This is a genomic window from Salirhabdus sp. Marseille-P4669, assembly GCF_900240405.1.
GTDB lineage: Bacteria > Bacillota > Bacilli > Bacillales > Alkalibacillaceae > OEQK01.
This window is the reverse complement of the sequence record NZ_OEQK01000002.1, coordinates 137,689-153,795: the sequence shown is the minus strand read 5'-3', so window position 1 is coordinate 153,795 and position 16,107 is coordinate 137,689. Positions and strand designations below refer to the sequence as shown.

At 36.1% G+C, this 16,107-nt stretch carries 15 protein-coding genes and 2 tRNA genes; 1 reads left to right on the top strand and 16 read right to left on the bottom strand.

The genetic code is table 11. The annotated features are described in order from the left end of the window. Position 1 precedes the first annotated feature (1 nt). From lon to C1A05_RS03755, 5 genes are all read right to left on the bottom strand, one after another. Positions 2–2,323: an endopeptidase La gene (lon, locus tag C1A05_RS03775; RefSeq protein ID WP_102026860.1), complete on the bottom strand. Its 2,322-nt coding sequence runs from the start codon at positions 2,321–2,323 to the stop codon at positions 2–4. 116 nt (positions 2,324–2,439) lie between these two features. Beyond that, positions 2,440–4,116, bottom strand: a complete 1,677-nt coding sequence (lonB, locus tag C1A05_RS03770) for an ATP-dependent protease LonB (protein WP_102026859.1) — start codon at positions 4,114–4,116, stop codon at positions 2,440–2,442. 178 nt (positions 4,117–4,294) lie between these two features. Beyond that, positions 4,295–5,572, bottom strand: coding sequence for an ATP-dependent protease ATP-binding subunit ClpX (gene clpX / locus C1A05_RS03765; protein ID WP_102026858.1), 1,278 nt, complete (start codon positions 5,570–5,572; stop codon positions 4,295–4,297). A 366-nt stretch (positions 5,573–5,938) separates the two neighbouring features. Next, the gene (gene tig / locus C1A05_RS03760) at positions 5,939–7,228 is read right to left on the bottom strand and encodes a trigger factor (protein WP_102026857.1); all 1,290 of its coding nucleotides are present in this window, start codon (positions 7,226–7,228) and stop codon (positions 5,939–5,941) included. Between the two features lie 180 nt (positions 7,229–7,408). Beyond that, positions 7,409–8,401 carry a tetratricopeptide repeat protein gene (locus C1A05_RS03755; RefSeq protein ID WP_102026856.1) on the bottom strand — a complete coding sequence of 331 codons (993 nt, stop codon included), beginning with the start codon at positions 8,399–8,401 and terminating at the stop codon, positions 7,409–7,411. Positions 8,402–8,661: 260 nt separating this feature from the next. Here C1A05_RS03755 and C1A05_RS03750 point away from each other — a divergent pair, with 260 nt between their 5' ends. Further along, positions 8,662–9,147: a MarR family transcriptional regulator gene (locus tag C1A05_RS03750; protein ID WP_102026855.1), complete on the top strand. Its 486-nt coding sequence runs from the start codon at positions 8,662–8,664 to the stop codon at positions 9,145–9,147. 115 nt (positions 9,148–9,262) lie between these two features. Here the strand turns inward: C1A05_RS03750 and C1A05_RS03745 are convergent, their stop codons facing one another. From C1A05_RS03745 to C1A05_RS03695, 11 genes are all read right to left on the bottom strand, one after another. After that, positions 9,263–9,943: an abortive infection system antitoxin AbiGi family protein gene (locus C1A05_RS03745; protein WP_102026854.1), complete on the bottom strand. Its 681-nt coding sequence runs from the start codon at positions 9,941–9,943 to the stop codon at positions 9,263–9,265. A 214-nt stretch (positions 9,944–10,157) separates the two neighbouring features. Beyond that, positions 10,158–10,234, bottom strand: a tRNA-Arg gene (locus C1A05_RS03740). 174 nt (positions 10,235–10,408) lie between these two features. After that, positions 10,409–10,482: transfer RNA gene (locus tag C1A05_RS03735), tRNA-Gly, on the bottom strand. A gap of 80 nt (positions 10,483–10,562) precedes the next feature. Next, positions 10,563–11,084: a metallophosphoesterase family protein gene (locus tag C1A05_RS03730; protein WP_102027354.1), complete on the bottom strand. Its 522-nt coding sequence runs from the start codon at positions 11,082–11,084 to the stop codon at positions 10,563–10,565. A gap of 14 nt (positions 11,085–11,098) precedes the next feature. Further along, the gene (locus C1A05_RS03725; protein WP_102026853.1) at positions 11,099–11,695 is read right to left on the bottom strand and encodes an XTP/dITP diphosphatase; all 597 of its coding nucleotides are present in this window, start codon (positions 11,693–11,695) and stop codon (positions 11,099–11,101) included. Positions 11,696–11,713: 18 nt separating this feature from the next. Continuing rightward, the gene (gene rph, locus C1A05_RS03720) at positions 11,714–12,472 is read right to left on the bottom strand and encodes a ribonuclease PH (protein ID WP_102026852.1); all 759 of its coding nucleotides are present in this window, start codon (positions 12,470–12,472) and stop codon (positions 11,714–11,716) included. Between the two features lie 115 nt (positions 12,473–12,587). Then, positions 12,588–13,688: a GerMN domain-containing protein gene (locus C1A05_RS03715; RefSeq protein WP_102026851.1), complete on the bottom strand. Its 1,101-nt coding sequence runs from the start codon at positions 13,686–13,688 to the stop codon at positions 12,588–12,590. Between the two features lie 144 nt (positions 13,689–13,832). Next, positions 13,833–14,627 (bottom strand): glutamate racemase, encoded by a 795-nt coding sequence (gene racE, locus C1A05_RS03710; RefSeq protein ID WP_102026850.1) that lies wholly within the window; start codon positions 14,625–14,627, stop codon positions 13,833–13,835. A gap of 19 nt (positions 14,628–14,646) precedes the next feature. Then, entirely contained in the window at positions 14,647–15,111 is a 465-nt protein-coding gene (locus C1A05_RS03705) for a MarR family winged helix-turn-helix transcriptional regulator (protein WP_102026849.1), read from the bottom strand. 148 nt (positions 15,112–15,259) lie between these two features. Beyond that, a complete protein-coding gene (locus tag C1A05_RS03700) occupies positions 15,260–15,484 on the bottom strand; it encodes a helix-turn-helix domain-containing protein (RefSeq protein ID WP_102026848.1) in 225 nt (74 codons plus the stop codon). 119 nt (positions 15,485–15,603) lie between these two features. Continuing rightward, positions 15,604–16,053, bottom strand: coding sequence for an acyl-CoA thioesterase (locus C1A05_RS03695; RefSeq protein ID WP_102026847.1), 450 nt, complete (start codon positions 16,051–16,053; stop codon positions 15,604–15,606). Between the last annotated feature and the right edge of the window lie 54 nt (positions 16,054–16,107).

Sequence of the window (16,107 nt, the reverse complement as noted above, 5' to 3'; positions counted from 1 at the left end):
CTTACTCTCCCAACAGTGCATGTTCCAGCACTTGATCTAAGTGACGTACAGGAACGAACGTTAAGCCCTCCCGAACACTTTCCGGAATATCATCTAAATCTTTTTCATTCTCTTCTGGAATAATGATTTTCGTTAATCCAGCCCGGTGTGCACTTAGAGATTTCTCTTTTAAACCACCAATTGGTAATACTCTACCTCTTAAGGTGATTTCCCCAGTCATCCCTACTTCTTTACGGACTGCTCTACCTGTTAGAGCAGAAACAAGGGCAGTTGCAATCGTTATTCCAGCGGATGGGCCATCTTTCGGTACGGCACCTTCTGGAACGTGTATATGAATATCGTTTTTCTCATGAAAATCTGGATCGATGTTTAATTCCTTAGATCTGGATCGAATGTAGCTAAATGCTGCTTGCGCGGATTCCTTCATTACATCCCCTAGTTTACCTGTTAACGTTAAATTACCCTTACCAGGATATAAGGAAACTTCAATAGAGAGTGTATCCCCACCTGCAGTTGTATAAGCCAATCCAGTTGCTGCGCCAATTTGGTCTTCCTCCTCCGCTTGACCATAACGGAAACGAGGCTTCCCTAATAATTCATCTAACATCTTTTCTGTCACAACAACTCGTTTTTTCTCATCTGATACGATAATTTTGGCTGCCTTACGACAAACTGAAGCAATCTGGCGCTCTAAATTCCTTACACCTGCTTCCCTTGTATACATGCGAATTAATTTCATAATCGCATCATCACGAACTTGCAATTTACTTTTCGTTAAGCCATTTTCTTTTATTTGCTTTGGAAGTAAATGCTCCTTTGCAATATGAAGCTTCTCTACTTCTGTATAACCAGCTATGGAGATGACTTCCATCCGGTCTAACAACGGACCTGGAATGGTGTCTAGTGAGTTAGCCGTTGCAATAAATAACACTTTTGATAGATCATAGGTTTCTTCAATGAAATGATCACTAAAATTGCTATTTTGCTCAGGATCTAATACTTCTAGCATTGCACTGGATGGATCACCACGAAAATCATTCGACATTTTATCAATTTCATCTAATAAAAAGACAGGATTAATTGTCCCAGCTTTTTTCATTCCTTGAATAATTCGACCAGGCATTGCACCTACATATGTTCTTCTATGACCTCTTATCTCCGCTTCATCTCTCACTCCACCTAATGAGATTCGGATAAAGTTACGATTAATCGACTTCGCAATCGATTTCGCTAGGGAGGTTTTCCCTACACCAGGAGGTCCAACCAAGCACAGAATTGGTCCTTTAATAGACTTTGTAAGTTTTTGCACTGCTAAATATTCAAGTATTCTTTCTTTCACTTTATCAAGACCATAATGATCTTCATTTAAAATGTCCTCTGCGTGGTTAATATCGAGAACATCTTCTGTTTCCTTTGTCCAAGGTAGAGCAATTAACCATTCAATATAATTACGAATAACAGAGCTCTCTGCTGAATTGTTTGGAATTCGTTCGTAGCGATTTAATTCCTTTAATGCTACCTTTTCAATTCTTTCAGGCATATTGGCTTGTTCAATCTTCTCTTTTAATTGAGCAACCTCACCCGTTTTGCCATCTTTATCGCCAAGCTCTTGTTGAATTGCCTTCATTTGTTCCCGTAAATAATATTCCTTTTGCGTGCGCTCCATTGATTTCTTAACTCGTTGTCCAATTTTCTTTTCTAGATGAAGTACTTCTTTTTCGTTATTAATTAATTCAATTAGCTGTTGAAGTCGGTCGGTTACATGAAAGGTTTCTAAAATAGATTGTTTTTCCTTCATCTTTAAGGATAGATGAGAAGCAATTAAATCCGCAACGCGACTTGGCTCATCGATATCTTTTACCGTATTAAAGGTTTCTTGACTAATTTTTTTAGAAGCCTTTATGTATTGTTCAAAATATTGAAGTAGTGTACGCATTAATGCTTCTTCTTCTACCTTATCCCCACGAGTTTCTTCCACTTCTTCAATTTCGACAAAATAATATTCCTCATCTGCATCTATAAATCGAATTAATTCTGCTCGATACAAGCCTTCTACTAATACACGTATTGTACCGTTTGGGAGTTTGAGCATTTGCTTAACTGTTGCAACGGTTCCTACTCGATAAATATCTTCTTCGTTCGGTTCATCTATTCCCACTTCTTTTTGTGAAGCCAAAAAGATTTTGTTATCTTCCATCATTGACTTTTCCAAAGCTTTTACAGACTTATCGCGTCCCACATCTAAATGCAATACCATTGAAGGATAAACGATAAGTCCTCGCAAAGGTAGGAGGGGAAGCTGTAATTCTTTTCGTTCCGCCATATTCTTAATACACCTCCGAGACATCCATATCGTATTACCATCATAAAGAAAAGGAAATCGTTTGTAAACAATTTAGTATTTGACTTACAGACTAAGTGCTTGCATTTCTAGATACGTTATATCGTTTTTCGTTGTTGGATGGTTAAGATATCCTCTACCAATGAATGATTTTCTTCCTTTACCACAACATGCTCTAACACTTCTTTAAAATGCCCCACTGGAATTACTTCCATATTTTCGATTTGGTTCCCTACAACTTGAAGATTTTCTTTTGGAATGATTGCTTGTTTCGCTCCTGCTTTGTATGCAGCTTTTATTTTTGGCACGATGCCACCAACTGGCTTTACTTTCCCATGAATACTCACTTCACCAGTTAAAGCAATATCATTTTTTATTGGTATTTTATGAATTGCTGAAAAGATTCCGGATGCAATTGCAATCCCTGCTGATGGACCATCTACTGGCATCCCACCTGGAAAATTAATGTGTAGGTCATATTGATGAACTGGTACACCAATAGACTTAAGCATCGTAAGAACATTTTGAACGGAATGATTTGCCATACTTTTTCTTCGAATGGTTTTACCACCTTGATTCAACTCTTCCTCATCCACAATTCCTGATATTTTTACCGTACCTTCTCCATTTGAATTTGTAACCGGAAGAGCTAATACTTCTATTTCTAAAAGAGCACCACTATTCGGTCCATACACAGCCAAGCCATTAACCGCCCCGATTCTTGGTTTGCTAGGAACCTTTGGAGTTAACTTTGGTGTTAATTGACTTGATTCCGCAACCCATTCAATATCTTTTGTTGCTATCGTCGTACGTTGTTCTTTTTTCATGATTCCAACACATATTTGCACAATGTTTACTGCTTCCCGTCCATTTCGGGCATAAGCCGCAATTCTCTCTAACGCGTTTTCTTCTATTTCAACATGAACCTTATCGGCTGCTCGCTTTGCTACCTCTTTTAAATGGTCTGTTTCTAAATCCTTAAAGAAAATCTCCAAGCATCTAGAACGAATAGCTGGTGGTAGTTCTTCTGGTCTTCTTGTCGTTGCACCAATTAAACGAAAATCAGCAGGTAAGCCTTGTTGAAATATTTCATGTATATGTAGCGGAATTTTTTCATTTTCTTCACTATAATAAGCACTTTCAAAATAAACTTTCCTGTCTTCTAATACTTTTAGTAATTTGTTCATTTGAAACGGATGTAGCTCCCCTATTTCATCGAGAAACAACACACCCCCATGTGCATTCGAAACAGCACCTTTCTTAGGTTGGGGAATTCCAGCTTGCCCCATTGCACCAGCCCCTTGATATATTGGGTCATGAACGGAGCCTATTAATGGGTCAGCAATACTTCTTTCATCAAATCGAGCAGTAGTTGCATCCAGCTCAATAAATTTTGCATCCGATTTAAAAGGCGTTTCCTTCATACGCTTTGCTTCCTCTAAAACAAGACGAGCAGCAGCTGTTTTCCCGATCCCTGGTGGTCCATAAATAATAACATGCTGTGGATTCGCACTACATAATGCTGCCCTTAGTGACTCAATACCATCTTCCTGACCTACGATATCTTCCAGACGTTTTGGCCTTACCCGTTCAGATAGTGGTTCAGAAAGCGAAATGGATCGCATTTTTCGAAGCTCATCTAATTCTTTCTTGGACTCCTTTTCAATTGCTACTTTATTGGTTCGATTGTTTTTTAGCATGTTCCAAAAATAGAGACCAACGATAACCCCAACAAGTAATTGAATAAAAATAACAATACTAGTAAAACCGCTCATTTGTTCATCCTCCCATATGTAATCTGTCATAAAACAACAACATCTATACTTTGTTTTTGATGTGTTTGATTTTGAGCATTATTTCACTAGTATTTCCGAATCAATATTCAATTAAACGCCTACGGAAAATAGAAAAGCCAGAAAATCATATTGATTTTCTGGCTCTTTTTGTCGTGTTTTATGCACTTTCCTTAGGTGATTCATCATTTTGATCTAATACGGTTCCATCTGTCATAACAAGCTTCGGTTTTCCTTCTGGATTTATAACCGTTTCTTTCGTAATCACACACTTCTCTACATCGTCACGTGATGGAAGCTCGAACATTACATCCATCATAATACTTTCAATAATAGATCGTAATCCACGTGCACCAGTTTTACGCTCGATTGCCTTTTTCGCAATCTCTCTCAAAGCCTCTTCTTCAATTTCTAATTGCACATCATCAATTTCAAATAATTTCTCATATTGTTTTACTAGTGCATTTTTTGGTTTCGTTAGGATTTCAACCAGTGCATCTTCATCAAGGGGCTCAAGGCTACCAATAACAGGTAGACGCCCGATAAATTCAGGAATTAAACCAAAACGCAATAAGTCCTCTGGAAGTACTTTAGATAATAATTCTTCCTTATCTAAATCTTCACTTTGATTATCCGTTCCAAATCCAATAACACGTTTTCCTAAACGACGTTTAATAATTTGTTCAATACCATCGAAGGCACCGCCAACAATGAACAGTACATTCGTCGTATCAATTTGAATGAATTCTTGATGCGGATGCTTGCGTCCACCTTGAGGCGGAACACTTGCTACAGTACCTTCAAGGATTTTTAATAATGCCTGCTGAACACCTTCACCTGAAACATCTCTAGTAATAGATGGATTTTCAGATTTACGTGCAATTTTATCAATTTCATCAATGTATATAATACCTTTTTCTGCTTTTTCCACATCATAATCTGCTGCTTGAATTAATTTCAATAATATGTTCTCTACATCTTCCCCAACATAACCCGCTTCTGTTAAGGATGTTGCATCAGCAATTGCAAATGGCACATTTAAAATTCGAGCTAACGTTTGAGCTAGCAATGTTTTACCACTACCAGTTGGTCCGATGAGAACGATATTACTTTTGGAAAGTTCTACATCATCTTCTTTTTGATTCGTATTAATACGCTTATAGTGGTTATATACTGCAACCGATAATGACTTTTTCGCTTTTTCCTGACCGATAACGTATTGACTTAAGATCTCTAAAATTTCTTTTGGCTTCGGTACGTCTTTAAATTCAACTTCTTCCTCGTTACCTAGTTCCTCTTCCACAATTTCAGTACACAATTCAATACATTCATCACATATATAAACTCCAGGGCCAGCTACTAGTTTACGTACTTGCTCTTGTGTCTTCCCACAAAAAGAGCATTTCAGACGCCCTTTTTCATCATTAAACTTAAGCATTCAATCACCTCACCAATTATATCTGTCTCTAATTTAACAAGAAAATCTTACTTTAGTTCTTTATTCTTTAGCACATCATAACAAATATGTGCATGGAGAAGAAAGTAATTCAACTTGAATATTCTTTGGGAATATTTGCACATGCGGGATCGTTCATCATTATGTACAAACCATAGAAGCTAATTAATTAAGAACACACTTATTTATATATGTATGCTAGTAGGTAGCAAGATGTTCTCCTTAAACTATTCTTTCTTAATTTCGTAACTATGTATACCTATTAAAAAAATTAAATTACTATGTAGTATAAAACAAGGCACGAAAATTCGCACCTTGTTTATGTTCTGTTCTTATCCTTAATGGTACTTATTTAACTGTTTTACTATTTTCAGCTAAAAAGTCAATTGCTTTACGAACTTTCAAATCACCTTTTAATGCATCTTGATTTGCTCCAAGCAATTGTTTAATTTGCTCCACTTCCATGTTGTACATTTCTGACATTGACTTAAGTTCATTTTCAATGTCATCTTCGGTAACTTCTAGATTTTCTGCATCTGCAATTGCTTCTAGAGTTAGGCTAGTTTGAACACGTTTTTTCGCATCTTCTTTCATTTGATCCTTTAATGCATTCTCATCTTGACCTGATAATTGTTGGTACATTTCTAGGTTTAGACCTTGCATTTGGAGATTTTGTTCAAATTCTTGAAGCATACGATCTAACTCACTATCCACCATAGCTTGTGGGATATCTACTTCTGCATTTTCTGATGCTTTTTCCACTAATGTTTGACGCTTGTTATTTTCTGCATCTTCCGTTCTTTGCTTCTCAAGACGGGTTCTAATTTTGTCTTTTAGTGCATCTAAAGTTTCTACTTCATCATCAGCGTCTTTAGCAAATTCATCATCTAGCTCAGGAAGCTCTTTTGTTTTAATATCATGAATTTTCACTTTGAAAGTTGCTTCTTGTCCAGCTAAATCTTCAGCATGGTATTCTTCTGGGAAAGTTACTTGAATTTCTGTTTCTTCACCAGCTTTTTTACCTATTAACTGTTCTTCAAATCCAGGAATGAATTGACCAGAACCAATTTCTAATGAATGGTTTTCACCTTTACCACCTTCAAAAGCTTCTCCATCTTTGAAACCTTCAAAGTCCATTACAACTGTATCGCCTTCTTCAACTTGTCCATCTTCTTTTACAACAAGTTCAGCATGACGCTCTTGCATTGATTTTAATTCGTTTTCTACGTCTTCTTCAGTTACTTCGGTATTTTCTTCTTCTACTTCAAGACCTTTATATTCGCCAAGTTTCACTTCTGGCTTCACAGTTACTTTAGCAGTAAGTACAACATTTTTGCCTTTTTCAATTTGTTCTACGTCAATTTCAGGACGATCCACTGGTTCAATACCAGCTTCGTCAATTGCTTTGACATATGCATCAGGTAAAGCAATATCAAGCGCATCTTGATAAAGTGCTTCAACACCGAAACGCTTTTCAAAAATTTGACGAGGTACACGACCTTTACGGAATCCAGGTAATTGTACATCTTTTACAACCTTTTTGAAGGCTTTATCTAAAGCAGTATTAAACTCATCTGCTTCAATTTCAAAAGTTAAGACACCTTCATTTCCTTCTAACTTTTCCCATTTTGCTGACATAAATTTCCCTCCAACATCTATTATTCAATTATTACATGTTTAATTCGGTCATTATGAGGTATTCCTTATAGTAAGTTAAACGCATAATGAAACCATTATATTATAACATAGAATTATAACTGTTCAAGAATCTCATATGTAATTTAGCAAATTCTGTCTGAAATACCCTACAATTCTTTCCTATGATTCTATTTGGGAGAAGTACTTCATTTCCAAAGATTGAATTTTTTTCTTCCAATTGTCCCTTTGCTCATTTGGCTCCTCTAACATTTGCTGATACTCGCCGTCTATTTGTAAGTAATCTAGAGCCAAGGATAATACCGCTTCAGAAATATCGGTGATTTGCTCTTCGTCTGGAATGAAAGGAAAATATATATATAGGAAACGAAACAATATTTGTCTGATGAACTCAAATAACGTAGGATCTTGATCTTCCACATAAGACAATTTCAATAAAATTTGTTTTGCAAATTGGGTGTCCATAACATCTTTTAACTCTTTTGGATTAAAAATTGCCGATTGATCAAACTTATGCACTTGCATGTTTTGATCAACTTGTTGCTCGATAAAGCATTGTAATATACCGGTTTTTATTACTGGATTTAGCTTCGAATCAATTAAATATGGTACTAAATCATTAACATAAGGATGAATTGTATTTTTCCTAATGCTTGATAATAGCCTCCATTGTTCTTGAAAACTTCCATTATCCAATCGTTGTATAAAGGTTACGATGGCATCATCATATTCACTTTCTGCTTGATCATCATGAAATTTTTTACTTAAGTCGTAAATTTGCCAAAATTGTTGGCGATATGTATGTGGGATTTCTTCATTTTCAAATATCTCATCTAATAAACTCACGATTTCTCCATATTGACTGGTTTGAAACAAAATCGTTACATATATATGTAAATATTTATAATAATTATCTACATCTTCCTTCATAAGTTTCCGACAAACACTGATTGCATCATCATATCTACCTAATTCAATTAAACAGATTACCTTTCCAGTTAACATTTCAAATGTAGAAGCCTCATATAGTTCTAATTTCTCGAAGTGTTCCAATGCATCCTCGTATCGTTTTTCTTTTAAAGCATCTAATCCGTCCCGCTCTAATTGCTTTTTCCACCCAGGAAAAATAATAATATCCTGTTCGCTTTTTTTCATAAACACCCTTCCTGTCTGTATAAGGTAACGAAAGGTTTAGTTTTATATTGTATATTCATACCCTTATTTTCAAAATCATAATCCTTAAGCCCAAAACATTTATTAATTATTTTATATACTATAACATAAAGCATGATATTATATTAAAAAAGCATTTAAAAATAGGTAGATTTTGGTATGATTAATTATAATAGAAAAGTTCTACATTTAACTACACAACCTAAATTCAATATTTTTAAAATTAAAAAGGAGAAACTGTTATGGAATATCATGTTTTACACAAAATGATGAACTATTATAGGGGATTCAATAAAGTTTTAGAGGAGGATTGGCAGAAAAACGCTCAAAAAATCGGCATTACAAGTGCTGAGCAACACATTCTTTGGATTCTTCACTTTGAAAATGAAGCTACCATGTCAAAAATAGCACAACTAGGTTTATGGGACATAAGTACTGTTATGCAAGTTGTGAAACGATTAAAAGAAAAGCTTCTGGTTGAAGTTCAGAAGGATTCTAATGATCGTCGTATTTCCTATGTAAAACTAACCGAAAAAGGCAAAACAATAAGAAAAGAGTCTTCACTTAGTACTTTTCAGCTTCAAAAATTCGTCGAGGAATACGTGTCTAAAAGCGAGGCAAATAAGGAAAAAGTTATTGGAATGATGGATTTCCTAAAAGATCTAAATACACATTTTTATGGAGAACAATTTAGTAATTGGGTTGAAAATTCCGGGAACAGGTTTTAAAAGCTTTGCTCATTTTTCTAAACGACAGCAGCAAATTTTCGCAAGAAAATTTGCTGCTTAGCTCGCTGGAATATTTAAAATAGCCCATTTCTCTTCCCTATCCTCAAAATCAAGCCTAAATATTTTCAACAAAATCCCAGCTAAGTACACTAATATTTTTATATCCTAGGTGTGCTAAATAATGGTTAATGTCATTAACCTCTTCCTTAGGAACAATAATCGCTTCCACATCTTCATAAGAAAATACGAAATCCTTTAAGCACCGCCATTCCCTTTCCCCATAAAAAGAATCCTCATAGTCCGGATCAAAATGCGTTAATTTCAAAAAATTTACTAAAGGATTTCCTTTATGAATCCCAAGTGCACTTAAAAATTTCTCTTCCGATGTGGCTGTACTTGTTTCAAGAAATTCCGGTTTAACGATTTTCGCTAAATGTGGTTCAAAATATAAAACAGGGTGAAAGTTTTCATGAATCCTTTTGGCATTAAATCCAATGGCATAATCCCCATAATATACTTTATGAAGCGTAATATCCTCTAAAGGAATATCACATACACAACAAAATTTTTCTGTTTCCATATCATCCGCAATTATTTCCGTACAAGTTGCTTTTAAGGTTCTTGTGTTTAAAATATTTTTTAAGTTTTCCATGGCGGTATCAGGGGTTTTTAAAACGGTATTTTCTTTTACCTCTTGTAGACAGCGAAAACCGTGCCAGACAACTTCTCCTTCTTTGGAAACGGGGCCACCGGTAAAATGCCAATAAATATTAGAATAATATCGCGGTTTTGTCATCGTGTATTCTCCTCTTCACATACTACGTCTTATTTTTCATAACAAATGAAGGGTTTATGCAGTAGTGAAAGAAAGCTTAATAATAGCGCTGCTACTTGGGACTGGTCCTTGCGCTAAGCATCTTTACGTATATAGAATTTTTCTTTTCTAACCATTTTTTTGTTTCAAAATCAAAAAAACCTTCTGAAATACAGAAGGTTTACGATTATATGTATGGCGTCCCAGGAGAGATTCGAACTCCCGACCGACGGCTTAGAAGGCCGTTGCTCTATCCTGCTGAGCTACTGGGACATTTATAAAATAGTATATTTAGTAGAATCACCATAATAGAGTGAACTCCGTCGTCCTAACCTCAGTGAGTATTTCAAGATGTGTCTCGGTTAGTACGCTGATGTAACTTCAGTGATGCAGATTCGTTCGTGCTCTATCCTGCTGAGCCACTGGGACATTATTATTAGAAAATAATGGAGCGGGTGATGGGAATCGAACCCACGACATCAGCTTGGAAGGCTGAGGTTTTACCATTAAACTACACCCGCAACTCCTAACGGACAAATGTTATTATATAATCCATTTTTTATAATGTCAAGGAGTTCTAAAATATTTTTTCAAAAAAACATTATAATGTTACAACAACTTCTTTTTCCATCTTTCCGTTCAGGTTTAAAAAGGCAATTGTTATATCCTTCTTCCCTGACGTCCATGATAGTTTTACATACGTAGGGGTCCGACCCACTATTCCACCACGTGGCTGCTGGATACTTCCAGGATTAATAAATACCTTACCACCCTGTAGCTCAACACCAGCTACATGGGAATGCCCAAAGCATACGATATTTGCCCCCACCTCGTCACTACGATAAGAAATGGGCATTAAATTCATTTTGACATTATATAAATGACCATGCGTTATAAAAAAATGCATGTTATCAACAGTAATATTTACTTCTTTCGGATAATTAGTATCGAAGTCACAATTGCCTCTTACTTTATAATACGTATCCATCTCTTCTGATTGATATGCAAGTTCTGAATCCCCACAATGGATAAATAATTCTGTATCCTGTTTATGACGTCGTTTGATATCTATTAATTCCTTTTCCATCCCATGACTGTCACTCACAATAACGATAGTAGGCAAATGCATCACCCCATTTAGTTTTGTTCCTTTATCCATTCTACTAATTTATTAATGGCATCCCGACGATGACTAATGTTATTCTTTTCGTCTGGTTGTAGTTGAGCTAGTGTTTTTTCATATTCAGACGGATAAAAGATGGGATCATAACCAAATCCATTTGTTCCAACAGGTTCAAACCCTATCGTTCCCTCACAGGTACCTCTTTTCGTGATCGTATCTTCACCTGGCACAGCGAAAGCTAGAACACATACAAAGCGTGCTGTACGATCTTTTTCTTCTACACCTTGTAGCTCTTTTAACACCTTTTCCAAGTTCTTTTGGTCATTCTTCTCTAAGCCTGCATAACGTGCAGAATATACACCAGGTTTTCCCCCTAATGCATCAATAACAAGACCTGAATCATCACCAATAGTAGGTAATTGAAATTGGTTAGCAATTGTTTCCGCTTTGATGGCCGCATTTTCTTCAAATGTTGTACCTGTTTCTTCAATTTCTGGGATTTCTTCATCAAAATCAAGTAGGGTAACAACTTCGATTCCCATCTTCCCAAAAATCTCCTTAAATTCTTTGGCCTTACCTGCATTTTTTGTAGCTAATATTACTTTATCCAAGAGTTGCTACCTCCAATATCACTTTGAGTTCTTACTTTTTTTCATAATTGTTTCATGCCAATCTCCAACAGCTTCACGTTGTATTTCAATCAATTGCTGTAATCCATCATTTGCTAAACGTAGCATTTCATTTAATTCATCGAACGTAAATGTATCTTCTTCTCCAGTTCCTTGAATCTCAACATATTCATTACTACCATTCATTACGATATTAAGATCTACCTTTGCTTCTGAATCTTCTTTATAGCATAAATCCAAAATTGGCGTACCATTTGGTAATATCCCAACTGATGTAGCGGCTAAATAATTGTTTATCGGGAATTCCTTTATCGCTTTTCTTTCGATAAGTTTCCCAAAAGCTAGCACCATCGCTACATAAGCTCCAGTTATAGATGCAGTTCTCGTTCCACCATCCGCTTGAATCACATCACAATCTATCCAAACCGTTCGCTCGCCTATTTTATCTAAATCTACAACTGCTCGGAGCGCTCGCCCTATTAAGCGCTGAATTTCCATTGTTCGACCCGTTACTTTTCCTTTGGATGATTCACGAATATTACGTTGTTCCGTAGCTCGAGGTAACATGGAATACTCCGCAGTAATCCAGCCCTTACCTTGCCCACGCAAAAAAGGTGGTACCCGATCTTCAATACTAGCATTACAAATTACTTTTGTATCTCCTACACTTATAAGGACAGAGCCTTCCGGATGTTTAACAAAGTTTGTTTCGATATGTACTTTTCGTAGTTCATTTTCTACTCTACCGTCTACACGCATAACTACAAGGTCCTCCTTAACTCTTACTATGTAAGCCATCATACCATATAATTGAATCGATAACTAGGTTCCACACAAATAGAAAAGAGACTGCTTTAGGCAGCCTCTAAATTTCTTATATACTACTAGCTTTTTTTACATCTGAACGAGTTACTGGCTCTGAAAAAGCTTCGCCTTCTTCATTGAAGACTTGTTCTACACCCTCTACTTTCACTTGAACAGACTCTACACCTTCTTGTTCTGTTAAAGATAAAACAAGGGAGCTCAACACTTCATCAGAGATAGAATGATTTTCTAAATTGTTTAAAATCGCATCATTAAAGGTTAAAGTTAATATACCTTCCTCCACAGTTGGTTCGGAAACTAATTCAACCTCACTTTGGAATGGACTTAGCAATCCCGGAAGCTCATAACTAGGACCCTCTAATATACTATTTACAACAGCCGTAAGTCGTTTTTCATCTTCGGATTCAATAGGCACTGTAACAGGTACATAATAATAATGAGAGTCATGCTCTGCTGGGAAGTACACAGTGGTTAAATCTGCTTCGGTTACATCTTGTACATCCCCTACATGAATGTTAATTCCATCCGCGCGAGAATAACCATTCGATAGTGGTGTACCATTTACTGGCATCACATCTTGGTCGACACCATTAATTTGCAGCTTAATACGTTCTACAGAATCAAATTGGGTAAGTGTAAACGTCATTGCTTGAATGATCTGAAGCTCTTCCTCAGGTTGATATTCTTTAAACCCTTCTGTTAAATCTACAATTAAGGTACCGTCATCCTTAATTTCTAATCCATTAATACCTGTACCTGCTGGCAATACCGCTTGGAACCCATTCGGTAGAACATTTGTTACTGGGCCATCCTTAATTAAATATTCTAAGGCTTGTTTCGCAACAGCATTTGTATCCGACTTTGGTAGTGAAACCATTTGTGGGACAACCATTCCATTTTCGTCTAATAAATATAGCTCGCGAAGCACTGTCTCCGATGAACCTGTATCTTCTGACTCGTCAGGTTCTGTTGCAACACTCTCTTCCTCTGTCACTTCTTTCCCGACTTTCGCAAGGTCCTCAGTCATTTGAACATTTGGCGGTGGATCCATTTCTTCCTCTAAGGACTGTTCTCCTTTAAACAAGCACCCTGAAAGAATCAATATACTAAATAAAAAAGTTATTGTAGTGAATATGAAACGTTTTTGCATGCACATTCCCTCCTGTGATGGTTTGTACTACTATTTATACGAGCCTATTTTAAAAATAGACCAACTATCACGAAAAAAATGTACAAGCAAATCCTCCATCTCCAAATATAAAAAGTCTTGCCAGGAAAACTAGCAAGACCTTACTTATAAAATGATATTCTTTACATGACTTAAAGGATAGCCAAACCAAAAACTTGCGATTTGATGGAATAATCGAATATTACCTGTTGCTAAAAATTTATGCTCTGGCATACGTTGGCCTTTATATAATAAATCATGATAGGCTAATATAGCACTAACATCTCTAGCTGTTTCTGTCCCCGAAGAAATCACCGTTACATGTTCTCCTACCATCTTTTGAATAACTGGTTTTAGTAAAGGATAATGGGTACAGCCCAGTATTAATGTATCTATGTCCGTATGAAGCATTGGTTTTAACGATTCATACACAACTTGCTCTGCTTGTTCGCCATTTACAATTCCTTTTTCAACTAAAGGAACTAACGCAGGACATGCTAAACTATAAATTTGAATAGAAGCATTTATTTGTTTTAACACAGTTGGATATGCGCCACTTTCCACAGTGCCTTTTGTGCCAATAATCCCGATATTTAAGTTTTTTGTGGATTTAATTGCTGCTCTTGCACCTGGTTGTATTACACCAATAACGGGTACATTTAAGTTAGCCCTCAAATCCTCTAATACAAACGCAGTAGCAGTATTACAAGCTACAACGAGCATTTTTATATTGTATTGTAATAAGTGATTTACCATGGACCATGTAAATTCTTTTACTTCCTCTTTTGGTCTAGGACCATATGGACATCTTAAGGTATCCCCAATATATATAATTTCTTCTTTCGGCATTTGGCGCATTAATTCTTTTGCAACCGTTAATCCACCAACACCTGAATCGATAACTCCTATTGGATTTCTCACCCTATTTACGCCTCTCTCTTTATTTACTCAAGCTGTTTTCTCTATGGTTGGTCATCTTAGTCAACAATTGGTTTAACCCTGTTTTAATAGAGATAATTTCATCGTTATTAAATTCTTGCATGACTTCTAGTAAATATTGTTGTCTTTTTTCAATTACTTCATCAATTATTTCTTTTCCTTTTTGTAACAAGTGAATACGTACTACACGACCATCGGATACATCTCGCACACGTTTAACTAAACCGCTCTTTTCCATTCGGTCCACTAAATCTGTTGTCGTGCTAAAAGCGGAATATAACTTTTTGGATAATTCCCCGATCGTTAAATCACCCTCATCTAATAACCATTGTAATGCAAGAAATTGAGGGGTTGTGATTGGATAATTATTTAAAATTTCTCTTCCCTTTTGTTTAATAAGGTGAGCAATTATTCGCAAATCTTTTTCGAGTTCAGAAATTAGGATAGAATCTACTACCTTTTGCAAACGGAATACCTCCTAGTATAAAATCTCCTCTACTTATTTTCAATCTTTTCCCTCAAAAATTCAAGTATATAATAGAGAGATTCTTTTTTATGTATCAAAAAGATAGAAGGTTGACCCAGTAATTAAACCCCCTGGATCAACCTTTCCCTTAAAGCTTAAGCTCCCCCATACGAAGGAGCTCTACTACCGCTTGTGAACGCCCCTTTACACCAAGTTTCTGCATCGCGTTTGAGATATGATTCCGCACTGTTTTTTCAGAAATGAACAGTTCTTCAGCAATTTCTTTTGTTGTTCTGTCTTGCACAAGCAATTCAAAAACTTCTTTTTCCCGTTTGGTCAGTAGCTGCTTTGGTTTGTAGTCTTTGTCATTCAATCGGGAACCCCTCCTTGCTATTTCTTGAGCCACAAGGACCAAGGGGGATTATTTAGTCATAGTATATTATGTGTAATGGAGAGAGACTGTTCCCGCATTTTCAAAAATCATGTGTAAGACTAATTTTCATCATGAAGTTTTTCGATTTGCTCCTTATGAAAAGGAACAGGAATGCCTGTTTGTGGATTAATTTGAACGATTCTGCCCCTACCAGTTATACAAACCTCCTCCTTCTCATTCACCATTAAATAGTGAATATCTAACGATGTTTTCCCAATATGATGAACCTTTACAAATAATTTCAGCGTTTGGCCGAAGAACATTTGCTTATGGTAATCACATTGAAGATCCGCAACTACTGGTATTCGATCTACATCTTCACTCATATTTTGAAAGAGCCCTTTAGCTGCAAAAAATGCAATCCGTCCCTCCTCAAAGTAAATAAATGGGGAGACATTATTTACATGGCCAAACATATCTGTTTCTGAAAATCGAATTCGTATTGGTATATGAAATGAAAAACCTTGTTTCCATGACTCAAAATCTTCTATATAAGATACTTGCTTCATACGATTCCTCCTATCGCCATGAATTCTATTAGTTCATGGATTAAACTTTACGTT

Excerpts from the sequence above, each read along its gene's own strand:
- lon (WP_102026860.1), bottom strand. The coding sequence starts at position 2,323 with ATGGCGGAACGAAAAGAATTACAGCTTCCCCTCCTACCTTTGCGAGGA.
- C1A05_RS03750 (WP_102026855.1), top strand. The coding sequence starts at position 8,662 with ATGGAATATCATGTTTTACACAAAATGATGAACTATTATAGGGGATTC.
- C1A05_RS03695 (WP_102026847.1), bottom strand. The coding sequence starts at position 16,053 with ATGAAGCAAGTATCTTATATAGAAGATTTTGAGTCATGGAAACAAGGT.
- tig (WP_102026857.1), bottom strand. The coding sequence starts at position 7,228 with ATGTCAGCAAAATGGGAAAAGTTAGAAGGAAATGAAGGTGTCTTAACT.
- lonB (WP_102026859.1), bottom strand. The coding sequence starts at position 4,116 with ATGAGCGGTTTTACTAGTATTGTTATTTTTATTCAATTACTTGTTGGG.
- C1A05_RS03715 (WP_102026851.1), bottom strand. The coding sequence starts at position 13,688 with ATGCAAAAACGTTTCATATTCACTACAATAACTTTTTTATTTAGTATA.
- C1A05_RS03755 (WP_102026856.1), bottom strand. The coding sequence starts at position 8,401 with ATGAAAAAAAGCGAACAGGATATTATTATTTTTCCTGGGTGGAAAAAG.
- C1A05_RS03745 (WP_102026854.1), bottom strand. The coding sequence starts at position 9,943 with ATGACAAAACCGCGATATTATTCTAATATTTATTGGCATTTTACCGGT.
- rph (WP_102026852.1), bottom strand. The coding sequence starts at position 12,472 with ATGCGTGTAGACGGTAGAGTAGAAAATGAACTACGAAAAGTACATATC.
- clpX (WP_102026858.1), bottom strand. The coding sequence starts at position 5,572 with ATGCTTAAGTTTAATGATGAAAAAGGGCGTCTGAAATGCTCTTTTTGT.